This window comes from Pseudofrankia sp. EUN1h, assembly GCF_001854645.1.
Taxonomy (GTDB): Bacteria; Actinomycetota; Actinomycetes; order Frankiales; family Frankiaceae; genus Pseudofrankia; species Pseudofrankia saprophytica.
On sequence record NZ_MBLN01000063.1, the window covers coordinates 88254 to 103338 of the forward strand.

At 72.7% G+C, this 15085-nt stretch carries 12 protein-coding genes; 7 read left to right on the plus strand and 5 right to left on the minus strand.

Annotated features, from left to right (window positions below; translation table 11 throughout):
• Window positions 1-52 precede the first annotated feature (52 nt).
• Window positions 53-1273 (minus strand): mechanosensitive ion channel family protein, encoded by a 1221-nt coding sequence (locus tag BCD49_RS23170; protein WP_071041895.1) that lies wholly within the window; start codon window positions 1271-1273, stop codon window positions 53-55.
• A 557-nt stretch (window positions 1274-1830) separates the two neighbouring features.
• Here BCD49_RS23170 and BCD49_RS23175 point away from each other — a divergent pair.
• Window positions 1831-2346, plus strand: coding sequence for an HNH endonuclease (locus BCD49_RS23175; RefSeq protein WP_007519597.1), 516 nt, complete (start codon window positions 1831-1833; stop codon window positions 2344-2346).
• A 244-nt stretch (window positions 2347-2590) separates the two neighbouring features.
• Here BCD49_RS23175 and BCD49_RS23180 read toward each other — a convergent pair whose 3' ends face one another.
• Window positions 2591-5014 (minus strand): ATP-binding SpoIIE family protein phosphatase, encoded by a 2424-nt coding sequence (locus BCD49_RS23180; protein WP_071041896.1) that lies wholly within the window; start codon window positions 5012-5014, stop codon window positions 2591-2593.
• A gap of 350 nt (window positions 5015-5364) precedes the next feature.
• On the opposite strand from BCD49_RS23180, the gene BCD49_RS23185 reads away from it, so the two are divergent.
• Both BCD49_RS23185 and BCD49_RS23190 read left to right on the plus strand, forming a co-directional pair.
• Window positions 5365-7257 (plus strand): alpha-amylase family glycosyl hydrolase, encoded by a 1893-nt coding sequence (locus BCD49_RS23185; RefSeq protein ID WP_007517283.1) that lies wholly within the window; start codon window positions 5365-5367, stop codon window positions 7255-7257.
• 181 nt (window positions 7258-7438) lie between these two features.
• Complete coding sequence (locus BCD49_RS23190) at window positions 7439-7840, plus strand: globin (RefSeq protein WP_007517285.1); 402 nt, start codon at window positions 7439-7441, stop codon at window positions 7838-7840.
• Here BCD49_RS23190 and BCD49_RS23195 read toward each other — a convergent pair.
• Window positions 7837-9462 (minus strand): MFS transporter, encoded by a 1626-nt coding sequence (locus tag BCD49_RS23195; RefSeq protein ID WP_083401651.1) that lies wholly within the window; start codon window positions 9460-9462, stop codon window positions 7837-7839. The genes BCD49_RS23190 and BCD49_RS23195 overlap by 4 nt on opposite strands.
• Window positions 9463-9620: 158 nt before the next feature.
• On the opposite strand from BCD49_RS23195, the gene BCD49_RS23200 reads away from it, so the two are divergent.
• The gene (locus tag BCD49_RS23200) at window positions 9621-10028 is read left to right on the plus strand and encodes an ArsR/SmtB family transcription factor (protein ID WP_007517294.1); all 408 of its coding nucleotides are present in this window, start codon (window positions 9621-9623) and stop codon (window positions 10026-10028) included.
• Between the two features lie 52 nt (window positions 10029-10080).
• Here the strand turns inward: BCD49_RS23200 and BCD49_RS23205 are convergent, their stop codons facing one another.
• On the minus strand, window positions 10081-10398 hold the full coding sequence (locus tag BCD49_RS23205; protein WP_007517295.1) for a winged helix-turn-helix transcriptional regulator: 318 nt from the start codon (window positions 10396-10398) through the stop codon (window positions 10081-10083).
• A 64-nt stretch (window positions 10399-10462) separates the two neighbouring features.
• On the opposite strand from BCD49_RS23205, the gene BCD49_RS23210 reads away from it, so the two are divergent.
• On the plus strand, window positions 10463-11089 hold the full coding sequence (locus tag BCD49_RS23210; RefSeq protein WP_007517296.1) for an NADPH-dependent F420 reductase: 627 nt from the start codon (window positions 10463-10465) through the stop codon (window positions 11087-11089).
• A gap of 82 nt (window positions 11090-11171) precedes the next feature.
• Here the strand turns inward: BCD49_RS23210 and BCD49_RS23215 are convergent, their stop codons facing one another.
• Window positions 11172-11861: a DUF402 domain-containing protein gene (locus BCD49_RS23215; RefSeq protein WP_007517297.1), complete on the minus strand. Its 690-nt coding sequence runs from the start codon at window positions 11859-11861 to the stop codon at window positions 11172-11174.
• A gap of 146 nt (window positions 11862-12007) precedes the next feature.
• Between BCD49_RS23215 and ettA the strand changes: the two genes are divergently transcribed.
• Together ettA and BCD49_RS23225 are read left to right on the plus strand one after the other, a co-directional pair.
• Window positions 12008-13690, plus strand: coding sequence for an energy-dependent translational throttle protein EttA (gene ettA / locus BCD49_RS23220; RefSeq protein ID WP_007517298.1), 1683 nt, complete (start codon window positions 12008-12010; stop codon window positions 13688-13690).
• A 476-nt stretch (window positions 13691-14166) separates the two neighbouring features.
• Window positions 14167-14976: a peptidoglycan recognition protein family protein gene (locus BCD49_RS23225; RefSeq protein WP_007517299.1), complete on the plus strand. Its 810-nt coding sequence runs from the start codon at window positions 14167-14169 to the stop codon at window positions 14974-14976.
• Window positions 14977-15085 lie beyond the last annotated feature (109 nt).

A 15085-nucleotide genomic window follows, 5' to 3' on the forward strand; every position in this document is an offset into this window, starting at 1 on the left:
AGTCCCCGTACCACCGTGGAGACGCCAGTCCGGCGCGGGCCAGGCGGACGGCTCAGGTCGCGGAGCCGCCGCGCCCGGCGCCCGGGCCCTGGGACGGCACCGGGCCGGGCTGGGCCGGTGGGTCGATGCGGGGGATCTCGTCCTCACCGAACTGCGGCGGCRCGCCGGGTTCCTCCTCGTCGTCGCCCTCCTCGGGCGACGGCTCGTCGTCGTCGTCATCGACCATGACGAGGCTGCGCTGTACGGCGCCCAGGTTGATGCCGGCTCCGACAAGGGCGAGGCGCAGGCGCTCGCGCAGCTCGCGGGCGACGTCCCACTGCTTGAGCGGCAGGGTCTTGACGGCGACGCGCAGCGTGTAGCCGTCCGCCGTCATCGACTCCATGCCCCAGACCTCGGGCTCCTCGATGATGAGCGCGGCCCACTGGTCGTCACGCCACATCGTGTGGGTGGTCTCCAGCAGGACGTCCTTGGCGCGGGCGACGTCGGTGTCGTAATCCAGCGGCACGTCGAGCACGGTGCGCGCCCATTGCTGGCTCTTGTTACCGATTCTGGTGATCTCGCCGTTGCGGACGTACCAGACGGTTCCCTCGACGTCGCGCAGCCGCGTCATCCGGAAGGTGACCGCCTCGACGGTGYCGGAGATGGTGCCGCCGACGTCGACGACATCGCCGACCCCGTACTGGTCCTCCAGCAACATGAAAATTCCGGAAAGGAAGTCTTTGACCAGGTTCTGTGCGCCGAAACCGACAGCGATTCCGAGTACGCCCGCGCTGGCGACGATCGGCGCGAGGTTGATGCCGAGCTCGCCCAGAACCAGGATGAACGCGATCCCGTAGATCACGATCGACACGACGCTGCGTAGCAGCGAACCGACCGTCTCCGCGCRCTGACGGCGCCGTTCCAGCAGGATCGCGCTGTCGCCGAACAGGCTGCCGCGCAGCAGCCCGCCGTTCCCGGTCACCGACGCCATATGCCGCGTGGTCCGTTTGATCAGCCGGTGCAGCAGCGATCGAATGATGGTCGCGACCAGCAGGATCAGGATGATCGTCACCGGTGTGCCGAGGAAGACCTGGGCGCCGGAGGCGAGATAGTCGCTGTGCGTCGAGTCGTAGACGGTCCGGCACAGGAAGCCGGGCGGATTGCCACAGGCGTCCATGAGCGCGGCCTTGACCCCGTCCAGGCTGACGTCAGGCAGGCCGGGGCTTGGCGTGGGGGACGTCGACAGCGACGGTGTCGGCGTCGCGCCGGCGGCAAGTGTCAGGGGCAGGGGCACGGCCTGGTCCTCCTCCTCGGATGGTCAGATCCTCGGTCGGTCGACTCCTCGGGCGGGGCGCACGCCGGCTGGCGGCGGCGAGCCGCTCACCGCGTCGCCGGACCACCGGGTCGCCGGTATCGCCGGGCGCGCGCCGAGGCACGCCTGGGCTGCCTGCGCGCGGCGGCGCCGCCGGGTTCGGACGGGCCCAGCCGGGACGGCACGTCCGTGCCCGTCACAGGCCCACGGCCAGCACCTTACGGGGTGCCGCACACACCCGACTGATCGGTACCCGTCACCCGGCCCGGGTCGCGGCATGCCCACGACGCGCCCACGGAGGGGGAGCGCGCGGGGCCAACGGGGCGGCACGCAGCGCGACAGCGCGGTCATCTCACCGATACCGTGGCGTGACAAAGACGACCAGATATGCCCATCGCCACTTTCACCGACCAGATGACCATGCAAACACGCTCGCGTTCCGCGCCGGAACACGGTTGACTATCCATTGTCACCGGAGACGCTGGTTAGAACGGGCTCCCGGGTGGGCGCCCGCCTCGACTTCGGCAGGAGGTCCGCGCGTGGCAGAGGCGCTGGTTCTCAATGCCACGTACGAGCCCCTGTGCGTGGTGTCCCAACGTAGGGCACTCATCCTCGTCCTGACGGACAAGGCGGTGGTGGTCGAGTCCGGTGGGCTGGTGCTGCACTCCGCATCAGCGTCCGTCGAGGTTCCCGCCGTCGTCCGGTTAGCGCGGTTCGTGCGGGTTCCCTATCGCTCGCAGGTCCCGCTGACTCGCAAGGGCGTGCTCGCTCGCGACCATCACCGGTGCGTGTACTGCGGCGCGCCGGCGACGTCGCTCGACCATGTCATCCCTCGGTCCCGTGGGGGCCCGCATGTCTGGGAGAACGTGGTGGCGGCCTGCGGCCGCTGCAATCATGTTAAAGCGGACCGCGCCGTCGCTGATCTCGGCTGGCGGCTCCGCACGGCGCCGCGCGCGCCGAGCGGAGCCGCCTGGCGCATTCTGGGCAGTCGTCGCATGGATCCCCGCTGGTCCCAGTACCTCAGCACCGAACTCGGCGAGGCGGCGACCGCTTAGTCTCCGGTTCGCTCCGTGCGGGCACGGCGCTACGGCCCCTTCCCTTGCTTCGCTGCAGGAAGGGACCTCCGCGCCGTGTCCTCCTCCGCTCACGGGCGCTCCGGCGACCTCGCTGCGGCCCAGCCCCGTTCGCTTCGCTCCGGGGCTGAGCCTCCGCGAGGCACGCCTCCGCGCCGGACAGTCACGTCTGGCTTGAACGTTACCAATTCAAGATCATCACAGTCTCGGGGGCACGCCGCCGACCCTAGGCCGGCGGACGGCCGAAGGTTGGCGCGTCGTCGGGAGGGGCCTGGCGGAGCAGGTCGAGGTCGAACCAGACCCGTTTGCCGCCGGGGGTCGTCTGGACGCCCCAGGCGTCGGCGAGGGCCTCGACGAGCAGCAGGCCCCACCCGGACTCTGCCTCCGGGTCGCCGCGGGCCGCCCGGCCAGGCTTTGGCAGTGTCGCGCCCTCCCGGTCCTCGACGCTGATCCGTAGCCGAGCCGGCTCCGCCCACACCCGAAGCGTCAGCTCGCTGCGCGCGTGCTTGATCGCGTTGGTGCAGATCTCGCTGACCAGCAGGGCGGCGTCGTCCGCCCGGCCCAGGGCGCGTGCCCCCACCACCGCGCGCACCGCCGTCCTCGCCTGCGCGGCGGACGCGGCCACCGGCGGCAGCGCCAGCTCCAGCAGCGGCGGGCCTGCGGCCTGCGTGGTCAGTACCAACAGCGCCGTGTCGTCGTCGGTGTCGGAGGGCAGGTCGGCGGCGAGCAGGCTGAGCTCCAGCAGGGCGCGAGCGGCGTTCTGCGGCCACTGGCTGTCGTCGAGGTCGACGGTGTCCGGCCCCGACCAGCTGCGGACGGAGAACCCGCCCCGGGTGCGGCGACGACGGTCGCCGCCGCGGCGCCGCTCGATCCCGCCGGGCGGGCGGCCGGGGCCCGGCGCGCGCCGGTCCCGGGTACGCCGATCGGCCCCCGTACGCCGTTCCGGACCCGTCCACTGGTCGCCTCCGCCGGCCCGGCGGTCCACCAACGGCTCGGGGGCCGGCCCGCCCGGACCCGGCAGACCGGGCGAAGCGGGCGAGGCGGGCGAGGCGGGCGCGCCCTCGGGCGCCTGCGCGGCCGGCGTGGCGGCCGGGTGGCGGCGCCGCGCCGCGTCGATCTCCGCGCGCCGCGCCGCGCCCCGGCGGCGAGTGAGCTGCTCACCCATTCCGACGCGCAGCAGGTCGAGGCCGTCAGACAGCGGGCGATGACGCGACTCGACCAGGCCGTCGGTGAAGAACACCAGGCTGGAACCGGGCGGCAGCTCGACGGCCGACTCGACGAACTGCGCGGGGTCGCCGACGCCCAGGGGCAGCCCGGGGTCGATCTCGAGGTAACGCGGATCGTCGTCAGGGGGCACCAGCAGCGGCGCCGGATGGCCGGCGCCGGCCAGCACGACCCGGGCGCACTGGTGGTCCGGCCCGTCCCCGGCGGGGTCGGCGTCTCGCGAGCCGGCGACCGGCGTCGCGGCGCGCGCCGGCTCGTAGATGCCGTACAGGCAGGTCGCGAACGGCAGGCCCGGCAGCGAGGAGACCATCACGTCGAGCCGGGCCAGCAGGTCGGCGGGCCCCCACTCCTCCAGCGCGTAGGCGCGCAGCGCGGCGCGCAGCTGGCCCATCACCGCGGCGGCGCGCAGCCCCCGCCCCATCACGTCGCCGATCGCGAGCCCGACCCGGCCGTCGGCCAGCGGGATGACGTCGTAGAAGTCGCCACCGACCTCCGTGCCGGCGGTGCCCGGCCGGTACTCCATCGCCACGTCGGCGCCCTCGAGCACGGGCGGGTGCGCCGGCAGCAGCGAGCGCTGCAGCGCCCGGCCGGCCTCCTGGGACTCGCGGTACATCCGGGCGTTGACGAGCGCGAGCGCGGCCCGGCCCGCGAGATCCTCCGCGAGTGTCTGCTCGACCTTCGTGTACGGAGGGTGGCCGTGTGCCCGACTCAGAGTCAGGGCCCCGATGACCTGGTCGCCGTACGGCATCGGCACGGTCATCGACGGCCCCCAGCCGAACTGACGGAAGCGCGCGTACTCCCGGGAGTCGGGGAACAGCGAGCGGCGCAGCGTCGGGGTGAGGTCCTCGATGCACATCGGCTCGCCGGTGCGCACCACCAGGCCCGGGGCGTAGTCGTCAGTCACGCGGGGCGGGTGGGTGGCGGTGAGCGCCCGGACGTAGGCGGCGGCCTGTGGGTCGGCATGGTCGACCAAGACCAGGTCGAGCACGTCGCCCTCAGGCGCACGCAGCCAGAGCATGGCGCCGTCGCCGAGGCGCGAGCGCGCCAGCTCGATCACCATCTCGATGATCCGATATGGCTCGAGTGAGCCGCCGAGCCGCAGGCTCGCGGCCGACAGGAACGACAGGCCCTCAAGGGCGGCCCGCTCCTCGGCGTGCCGCCGCCGCGCCCCGCGCAGCGAGCGGACGGCGCCCCACAACAGCTCGGCGCCGCGCGATCCACCAATCCTGGCCGGCCCGGATCCGCCGGGGGTGTCAGCCTCGGCCGACCCGCGGCTRCCGACCGGCCCGACCAGCCCGATCGGCAGCTCGGTCGCGACCGCCGGGTCGTTCTCAGTCGGCGAATCGGTATTCGCCGGCACGTCAACCGCCATCGCCACCTCGGCCGCCGGCGGAGCATCGGCCGCCGGCGACGTGTCAGCCGCCACCGGGAGCTCGGGCGCCTGGCATCCCGGCTCCGGAAGACGGTCCCGTCCCTCCGCACCGAGAGCCCTTAAGCGAGAACTCTTCGGAGTGGAACGATAACGGGCAGTCACGTCGTCCACTCGGGAAGTGTAGTTCAGCTAACCCAATGCTCGCTTGGTGAGAACATCTGCACCTTGCGCAACGAGGGCCCACCAGCCGCGACGACAGCCGGATGTCCTCCGCGCCATGACATCGGCCGACCTCGACGACCTCGACGGCATCGGTGATCTCGGTGCCCTCGGTGCCCTCCGTGACCTCGCCGATCTCGCCGATCTCGCCGACAGCCGGCGCCGCCAGCGGCTTGAATGCCCCTATGGCCCTGACCCCCGGCTGGTGGCGCGACGCCGTCTTCTACGAGGTCTATGTCCGCAGCTTCGCGGACGGCGACGGCGACGGGATCGGCGACCTCGACGGCATCCGCGCCCGGCTGCCCGAGCTGGCGGAGCTCGGCGTCGACGGCCTCTGGCTCACGCCGTTCTACCGCTCGCCGATGGCCGACCACGGCTACGACGTCGCCGACCACCGCGACGTCGACCCGCTGTTCGGCGACCTGGCCGCCTTCGACGCGCTCCTCGCCGAGGCGCATCGCCTCGGCCTGGCCGTGCTCGTCGACCTCGTCCCCAACCACTCCAGCGACGCCCATCCCGCCTTCCAGGCGGCGCTCGCCGCCCCACCCGGTGACCCGGCGCGGCACCGCTACCTGATCCGGCGAGGGCGCGGCGCCGCCGGCCTGGAGCCGCCGAACAACTGGATCTCGACCTTCGGCGGCGGGGCCTGGACCCGCCTCGACCAGGCCCGCCGTTTCCCGGCCTCCGCCGCGGCGACTCCGCCGACCACAGGCGACGAGGTGGCCAGAAGCGACCAGCCGGCCAAAGGCGACGAACCGGCCGAGTGGTACCTGCACCTGTTCGCGCCCGAACAGCCGGACTGGAACTGGTCCGACCCGGCGGTACGCGCCGATCACGAGCGGACCCTGCGGTTCTGGCTCGACCGGGGGGTCGACGGGTTCCGCATCGACGTCTCCCACGGCCTGATCAAGGACGACGAGCTGCGTGACAACCCACCGGGGCCGGCCGCCACCCCGGCGACCAGCTTCCGGGAGAAGCTGGAACCGCGCGTCTGGGACCAGGAGGGCGTGCACGACGTCTACCGGTCGTGGCGCACGCTCGTCGACGGCTACCAGCGCTCGGACGGCCGCGAGCGGGTGCTCGTCGGCGAGACCTGGGTCGAGGACCCGGACCGGCTGGCCCGCTACGTGCGCCCCGACGAGCTGCACCTGACGTTCGCGTTCTCGCTGCTGACCGTCGAGTGGTCGCCGGAGCAGTGGCGCCGGGCGATCCAGGAGGGCCTCGCGGCCACGGCCGCCGTCGGCGCGCCGCCGACCTGGGTGCTCGCCAGCCACGACGCGACCCGCCCGGTGACCCGCTACGGCGGCGGCGCGGCCGGCCTGCGCCGCGCCAGGGCCGCTCTGCTGACGCTGCTGGCGCTGCCGGGCGTCGTGTTCCTCTACCAGGGCGACGAACTGGCCCTCCCGCAGGTGGACGTGCCCCCGGAGGCCCGTCAGGACCCGGTCTGGGAACGCTCGGGGCACACCGCGGCCGGCCGGGACGGTTGCCGCGTGCCGATGCCGTGGTCGGGCGACAGGCCGCCGTTCGGCTTCGCGGCCCCCGGCGTCATCCCCTGGCTCCCGCAGCCCGCCGACTGGTCCGCGCTCACCGTCGAGGCTCAGCGCGCGGACCCGTCGTCCACCTGGCGGCTGGCCCAGTCGGCGCTGGCGGTCCGCCGTTCCTTCCAGGAGCACTCCGACCAGGAAGACCCTGACCAGGAAGGCCCCGCCGGGACCACCGGCCTCGGGTGGCCACGGGTCGCGGACGGCGTGCTGGCCTTCGAGCGCCGCGTCGTCGCGACCGAGCCGGCGCCGCCGCGGTCCACGCCCGCCGGGGCGCTCACGGACGCCGCCAGGAGCGCCCTCGCCGAGGTGCTCACGCGCGCCGGCCACGATGGGCCGCCCGCGGCCGGTCAGGGCGCCGGGCTCGTCCTGAGCTGCTTCCTGAGCACCGGGGCCGAGGCGCGGATCCCGGTGGCCGGCCGGCTGCTGCTCGCGAGCGACCGGGTCGAGCACGACGGCGAGACCCTGGTCATGCCACCCGACACCGCCGCCTGGATCATCCGGGCGGCGACCGGCGACGACGGCCGCGCGGCCTGAGGCGAGGCCTTCGGGCCGGACCGTTCCTCGGCGCGGGTCAGCCCACGGGCAGAATGGAGCGGTGAGCCGACAGCCGTCGCCTGCCCAGCCGACCCCCGAGCCGGCGCCAGCGCGACCGCCGGCGGACGCCGCGTCGCCCTCGGCGGACGCGGCGCGTCCCCCCTCGGGCCCGGCCCAGCCCATGCTGCCCGTCGGGCCGCCGCCAGGAGCGGACGAGACGTTCTACGCGTCCGTCGGCGGCGAGGAGACCTTCCGGCGGCTCGTGGCCCGCTTCTACGAGGGGGTCGCCGCCGACCCGGTGCTGCGCCCGCTCTACCCGGAGGAGGACCTCGGCCCAGCCGAGGAGCGGCTGCGGCTCTTCCTGATCCAGTACTGGGGCGGGCCGACGACCTACCACGAGCGGCGTGGCCATCCCCGCCTGCGGATGCGGCACGTCCCGTTCGCGATCGGCCCGGCCGAGCGGGACGCCTGGCTTGCCCACATGCGCGCCGCCGTCGACTCGCTGGACCTCTCCCCCAGCCAGGACGAGACGCTCTGGTCCTACCTCGTCTACGCCGCGGCCTCGATGCAGAACCGTCCCTAGCGAGCCGGGACGGCCGGCGCCGCGGCTTCCACGGTGCCCATCGTGCCGAGCGACCCGGAGACGGCGAGCGCGGGCGCGGYGGCGCCGCGCGGCAGCAGGAGGGTGCCGACACCCGCGATCGCGATCCCGACGAGGTCGAACACGAGGGCCGCGATCATGGCGTCGGCCAGGCCGCCGCGGTCCGCCACCGCGAAGAACACGGTCCCCATCCCGGCGACGCCGAGGGCCGACGACGCCTGCTGGGTGGTCRTGAGCAGTCCGCTGACCGCACCGCTGACGTCGGCGGGCGCGCCGGCGAGGACCGCGGCGACGAGCGCCGGGATCACCAGGCCGTTGCCGGTCCCCACCGCGAGCAGCGGCGGCATCAGCTGGGCTGTCGGAATCCCGGTGCCCTCGGCGGCGACGAGAGCGAGCATCCCGATCAGGCCCGCCGTGCTGATCAGGGCACCGACGGTGAGGGTCCGCGGGCCGTACCGGGCGACCAGGCCGCGCGCCGCCATGGACGACAGCGCGAACGCCACCCCGAGCGGCCCGAACACGAGCCCGGCGTTCAGCGGCGACCGGTGCTGCCCCTCCTGCAGGAAGATCGTGGCCGCGAGCAGGAAGCTGCCGAGGAAGGTGAAGAACCCGAAGCTGACCAGCAGCCCGGCGATGGTCCGCCGGGTCCGCAGCACGGCCGGCGGGACGATCGGGTGGCCGCCCGTCCGGGCGAGCCGGACCTCCCAGCGGCCGAACGCGGCCAGCACCAGCACGCTGGCGGCGAGCGCCACCCAGGTCCACAGGGGCCAGCCCTCGTCCCGGCCGAGCGTCAGCGGGACCAGCACCAGACCCAGCCCGGTCGCGAGCGCCGAGAGTCCGATGAGGTCGAGCGGCTCGGGCCGGGCGGCCTTCGACTCGGCGAGCAGCCGCCAGACCACCGCCATGGCGACGATCCCGATCGGCACGTTCACCAGGAAGATCGGCCGCCAGGCGAGCCCGAAGAGGTCCGCGTCGACCAGCAGGCCGCCGATGACCTGCCCGGAGACGGCGCCGAGGCCGATGGTGACACCGAAGAACGCGAACGCGCGTGGCCGCTCGGACGCCGGGAAGATCACGTTGATGATGGCGAGCGCCTGCGGCACCATCGCCGCCGCGCCAATGCCCTGCGCGAGCCGGCCGATGATCAGCGTCGCCTCGCTCGGGGCCACGCCGCACAGCGCCGAGGCGGCGGTGAACACCCCCATGCCGATCAGGAACATCCGCCGGCGGCCGGAGCGGTCGCCGAGCCGTCCACCGGTGATCAGCCCGGCCGCGTAGGTGAACGAGTAGCCGGCCACGATCAGCTCCAGGCCGGCGTCCGACGCCCGCAGGTCGCCGCCGATGCTCGGCGCCGCCACGTTGACGACGAAGACGTCGAACAGCGACATGAACGTGGCGACGAGGATCGCGGGGAGCACCCGCCAGCGCCGTGGGTCCGGTTCCGCCGGCTCGCCGGGCCGGGCCGAGCGGGCCGGCCCGGCCGCGCCGGCGGGCGCGGGAACGGCGACCGGGGCACGGCTGGCTGTGCTGGGCGAGGACAGCGGCGATGAGGGCGCACCCGCGGGCGTCTCGGTCGCGGGCTCGTCGACCTTGTTGGAGGCCATCAGGCTCCTCGACTCGTAGTTCGAGATCCGTCGAACTACGAGAAGTCGTCCGTGGCCCAGGGCATTCCCGGGAAACGATGCGAGCCTCGCGGCGTTCCTGACTGTGGTTGTCTGGTGGCCCGGGGCCGCGCCCCGAGCCGAGGGCTGGGAGGTGGGTCATGGGCACGCTGCCGATGCCGGCGACCCAGGACATCGATCTCGTCACCGTGCTCGCCTCGCTGGGCGACCCGTCCCGCCTCGAGATCGTCGGCGCGCTCGCCCAGGTCCAGGAGGCCGCCTGCGGTGAGCTGCTCGCCGGCCGGATGGCCAAGTCGACCCGCAGCCATCACCTGCGGGTCCTGCGCGAGGCCGGTGTCATCGCCACCCGCGCCGAGGGCACCCACAAGTTCTCCCGGCTGCGCCGCGACGACCTCGACGCCCGCTTCCCCGGCCTCCTGGACGCCATCGTGACCGGCGCGCTCCCGGCAGCGACCATCCCGCCACCTGCCACCCCGCCAGCGGCCACTCCAGCGGCGGCCACCCCGCCGGCCGCCGCCAGTGCCGGCCCCGCCCAGGCGCCGTCCTGATCGACCGCCGGCCAGCCCGGCGTCCCAGTGGCCTGGCGCGCGACAGCCAGCGTCAGGTGAGCACCGCGGCATGGTGCGCGGACCACTCGGCCAGCGCCCGCAATGGCCCGGAGGCGAACGACTCGCCCAAGGTCGTCAGCCGGTACGCGGAGCCAGGGCCTTCCTCATGAGTCAGCAGGCCCCGGGACACGAGGCGGCCCAGCGACTCGTGCAGGACCTTGTCACTGAGGCCACCGATCTCGCGGATGAGATCAGCTCGCCGGCGGGGTCCACGTCGAAGGGCCGTGAGCACCACGGGGTCCCAGGTGTGGGCCAGCAGTTCCGCGCCCGCTCGCACATGACAGTCGGCCACGAAGGTTGGGCAGTCCACGTCGTTCAGTCTCTCGCCTTTTCGCCTACCAATCGGTAGGACCGGGATCTCTAGCGTCCACGGCATGACCGATATCGGAATCCTCGGAACCGGCAACCTCGCCACCGCGCTGGGCACCCGCTGGGCGCGCGCGGGCCATGACGTCGCCATCGCGGGCCGTTCCAGCGACCGCGCCGCCACGGTCGCGGCGACCGTCGGCGGCCGTCCGACCACTCCGGCCGCCCTCGCCGCGGCCGAGGTGATCGTGCTGGCGATCACCCCGGCAGGCGTGCAGGAGGCGCTGACGCTGGCCGAGGCGACGAGCGGGGCGTGGAACGGCCGGGCACTCATCGACTGCACCAACGCCGTCGACTACGCCACGGGCCAGTTGCTGGTGCCCACGGGCTCCTTCACCGAGCGCGTCGCGGGGTGGGCGCCCGGCGCGCACGTGGTCAAGGCTCTCCACCTGTTCGCCGGGCAGATGTGGCTCGACGACCCCGACGCGCCCCGCACCGTCGCCGTCTGCGGCGACGATCCGGACGCGCTGGCGCTCACGTCCCGCCTGATCACCGACCTCGGGGGCCAGACCGCGGTTGTGGGCGGGCTCTCGGCGGCTCGACAGCTCGAGGAGGCCGCCGGCTTCGTCATGAGGCTCGTCGCGGCTGGATACAACCCGAGGACGGCCGTGCCGGACGTCACCCCGGCGCGTTAGGCGAAGGCCTTGGGCGCCGTTCGGGCCTCCGGTCGCGCTGGCTTCGCCGCCGTCGCGCGGCCGGGAGGCCCGCCAGCGGGTGTCAGGGCGCGCGCCGGTCCGTCCTGGGACGGTCCCAGCCGGGCGTGAGGGCGAACGGAAGGGCGCGCCAGGCCGGCTCCGGGCGAAAGTCGTGCCAGGTGCCGTCGAACGGGAAGAGCCCGGCCTCGACGTCCTTGATCAGTCGTTCGCCCTCGGCGCGGACGGCGGCGGCGTCGCGCACCCAGTAGCGGTCCGGGAAGGCGAGGCGCTCCTCGAGCTCGTCCTCGTCCTTCCACTCCCAGCCACGGTCCGGCCAGACCCAGATGTCGAGATCCTGGTCACAGCCATCGACACCGACGGCGCCATCGCCGTCACGCCAGCGGGTGACCGGCTCCTCGAGGTTGACGTACCAGGCGTCGAACTGGCCACGCCAGTCCCAGAACCACCAGACGCTGTGCGCCCGGTCGGGCGGGATCAGCATGAAGATGTCCGGGCCCCACCAGGTCGTCCGGGTGAGCACCGTCCGCTGCGTGATCCACTCGGCGAACGGCATGTCCCGGATCCCGCGGCCATCCTCGCTCATCCGGACCGCCGCCGGACCGCCGTGCGGGATCCAGACCCGCAACCCGCGCTCGTCGTCGCCGACCACGACGCCGCAGCGGACGAAGACCAGCTCGTCGTCGGTGAACATGCGGTGCAGGATCAGCTCGCCCGGCTCGAACGGCGGCCCGCCATGATCCACAGGCCCCACGATAGCGCCTTTCGGAGGCGCCTCGGCCCGGACGGCGCGGCGCGGGTCGGCCAAACGGTGGGAAACCGGTGACAAACGGGCACGTGCGGCCTCCCCTCCGATCACCGCGTCGCCGGGACCGCGGCACGGACCAATAGGGTTGACGCATGGCGCAGTACGTCTTCCAGATGCGCAAGGTGCGCAAGGCCCACGGCGACAAGGTCGTCCTCGACGACGTGACCCTGGCGTTCCTGCCAGGCGCCAAGATCGGGGTCGTAGGTCCCAACGGTGCGGGGAAGTCGTCCCTGCTCAAACTGATGGCCGGGCTCGACCAGCCGAGCAACGGCGACGCCCTGCTCTCTCCCGGCTACACCGTCGGCATGCTGGCTCAGGAGCCGGTGCTCGACGAGACCAAGGACGTCCGCGGCAACGTCGAGGACGGCGTGGCCGAGATCCGCAAGGTGCTCGCGGACTACGAGGCCATCAACGAGAAGATGGCCGACCCGGACGCGGACTTCGACACGCTTCTCGCCCGGCAGGCCGAGCTGATCGACAAGATCGAGGCCGCGAACGCCTGGGAGCTCGACAGCCAGCTCGACCAGGCGATGGACGCGCTGCGGCTGCCGCCCGGCGACGCCGACGTCTCCAAGCTCTCCGGTGGCGAGCGGCGCCGCGTCGCGCTGTGCCGCCTGCTGCTGGAGGCACCCGACCTGCTGCTGCTCGACGAGCCGACCAACCACCTGGACGCCGAGTCGGTGCTCTGGCTCGAGCAGCACCTGGCCCGCTATCACGGCGCCGTGCTGGCCGTCACCCACGACCGGTACTTCCTCGACAACGTCGCCGGCTGGATCCTCGAGCTCGACCGCGGCCGGGCACATCCCTACGAGGGCAACTACAGCACGTACCTGGAGAACAAGGCGGCCCGCCTCAAGGTCGAGGGCGCGAAGGACGCCAAGCGGCGCCGGATGCTCTCCCAGGAGCTGGAGTGGGTCCGCTCCAACCCGAAGGCCCGGCAGGCCAAGAGCAAGGCCCGCCTGTCCCGCTACGAGGAGCTCGCGGCGGAGGCAGACAAGTCCAGGCCGCGCGACTTCGACGACATCCAGATCCCGCCCGGCCCGCGGCTGGGCAGCCTGGTGATCGAGGCGAAGAACCTGACCAAGGGCTTCGGCGACCGGGTGCTCATGGACAACCTGTCGTTCAGCCTGCCGCGCGGCGGCATCGTCGGGATCATCGGCCCGAACGGCGTCGGCAAGACCACCCTGTTCACCATGCTCACCGGCGAGGCGAAGCCCGACTCGGGCGCGCTGACGATCGGCGACACCGTCGACATCTCCTACGTCGACCAGAGCCGGTCCGGCCTCGACGGGAAGAAGAACGTCTGGCAGGTCGTCTCCGACGGGCTCGACCACATCATCGTCGGCAAGGTCGACTTCCCGAGCCGGGCGTACGTGTCCTCGTTCGGTTTCAAGGGCCCCGACCAGCAGAAGCCGGTCGGCGTGCTCTCCGGCGGTGAGCGCAACCGGCTGAACCTGGCCCTCACCCTCAAGCACGGCGGCAACGTGCTGCTGCTCGACGAGCCGACGAACGACCTCGACGTCGAGACGCTGCGCTCGCTGGAGGACGCGCTGCTGGAGTTCGCCGGCTGTGCCGTGGTCATCTCCCACGATCGCTGGTTCCTCGACCGGGTCGCCACCCACATCCTCTCGTGGGAGGGCGACGACGAGAACCCCGCGAAGTGGTTCTGGTTCGAGGGCAACTTCGCCGACTACGAGGCCAACAAGCTCGAGCGCCTCGGCCAGGAGGCCGCCCGCCCGCACCGCGTCACCTACCGCAAGCTCAACCGCGACTGAGGCCGTCCCGTGCCGGACGCTCCGCGCCCGACGCCGGGCCGGGAGCCGGGGCCAGAGCCGCAGGGCCGCCGTCACAACGACGGCGGCCCCGCGGCGGTGATGTCATGGGCGCTGTCATGAACGGCTCGCCCGGTCGAGGCCGAGGCGCGGCACGCGGCGCGGACACCCGGTGGCCAGGCGACGCGGTTAAGGCGGTCTGACCGGGGAATCTCGCCGATGCGCTGTTCGCTGCACGAAACACGCTGCCGAGAGGCGCCGGCGGTCCTCCGGACCTCCGTTCATCGATGCTCCTTCGCAACCACCTGAGCATCGACGGCCTGTTCACTGGATGGCCGACTTTCAAGTCAGGCCGCCAGGCTGGTGAGGCTTCTCTGGCCCTTTTCCGCCGCGTTTCCTGGTCAGTAGTCGTCATTGGCGGCCGGTCATCACGGCTTGCCGCGCCACGTTTGTCATGCGTTCTTCTGGAGGTCGCCGCAGTGACTGCCACCCGTTACCCGCCCGCGACGTACCGGCCCGTACGCAACTTCTCCGGAACGATGATCCAGCCGACCAGGGGCCTCATCCCGCACGTGCAGGTGGGTCATGGCTCGCTGTTCCACTGGTTCGACAACCCGGCAAGCAGGGTCAGCGCGCATCTGTGGATCTCGAAGAACGGCACAATCGAACAGTACGTGCCACTCGACAGGAAAGCCTGGGCACAGGCCGCCGGAAATCCGCACTGGATCAGCGTCGAGTGTGAGGGGCTCGACAGCGAGGATTACACGCCTACCCAGGTGAAGCTACTGGGCGAGCTCTATGCCTGGGGCATGGACGAGTTCGGCTGGCCCGATCAGATCACCGACTCGCCGAATGGCCACGGCATCGGAACGCACCGGATGGGCGCCGGCCCGTGGGGCGGCCACTCGTGTCCCGGCAACATTCGGGCCAACCGGCGCCCCGACATCCTCGCCGTCGCGGTGGGCCTGCAGGGACCCCAGCCGAGGCCCGACGAGCACCCGCACTTCGCGAATATGCCCACGCTCCGTGAGGGGTCCCGCGGATCCGAGGTCGTGACGCTGCAGAATGCCCTCAACGCCGTGTTCAGTGCCGAGATCAGCGCTGGTCATCTTCCCGGGCTCGCCGCCGACGGCGCCTACGGGACGCTGACGTTGTCACGGGTGGCGTCGCTGCAGCGGTTCGCGTCGCCCTGGTTCGGGCCCATCGACGATGACGGGGTATGTGGTCCTGACACCTGGCGCAAGATCGACCACATCCTCGCCGGGATGCGTCAGCCAGTACCGGCATGACGGGACCACCGCCCGTGCCGCGCCACGGGCGGTGTCGCGTCCGACCTAGGACCAGGACGATCGAAGTCCGGGCGGTGCTCCCCGGCCGCAGGGCCGGGGAGCACCGCCC

What these genes read in the sequence shown, in the direction of transcription:
- BCD49_RS23210 (WP_007517296.1), top strand. Translation starts at nt 10,463, where the DNA reads ATGACCGATATCGGAATCCTCGGAACCGGCAACCTCGCCACCGCGCTG.
- BCD49_RS23190 (WP_007517285.1), top strand. Translation starts at nt 7,439, where the DNA reads ATGCTGCCCGTCGGGCCGCCGCCAGGAGCGGACGAGACGTTCTACGCG.
- ettA (WP_007517298.1), top strand. Translation starts at nt 12,008, where the DNA reads ATGGCGCAGTACGTCTTCCAGATGCGCAAGGTGCGCAAGGCCCACGGC.
- BCD49_RS23200 (WP_007517294.1), top strand. Translation starts at nt 9,621, where the DNA reads ATGGGCACGCTGCCGATGCCGGCGACCCAGGACATCGATCTCGTCACC.
- BCD49_RS23185 (WP_007517283.1), top strand. Translation starts at nt 5,365, where the DNA reads ATGGCCCTGACCCCCGGCTGGTGGCGCGACGCCGTCTTCTACGAGGTC.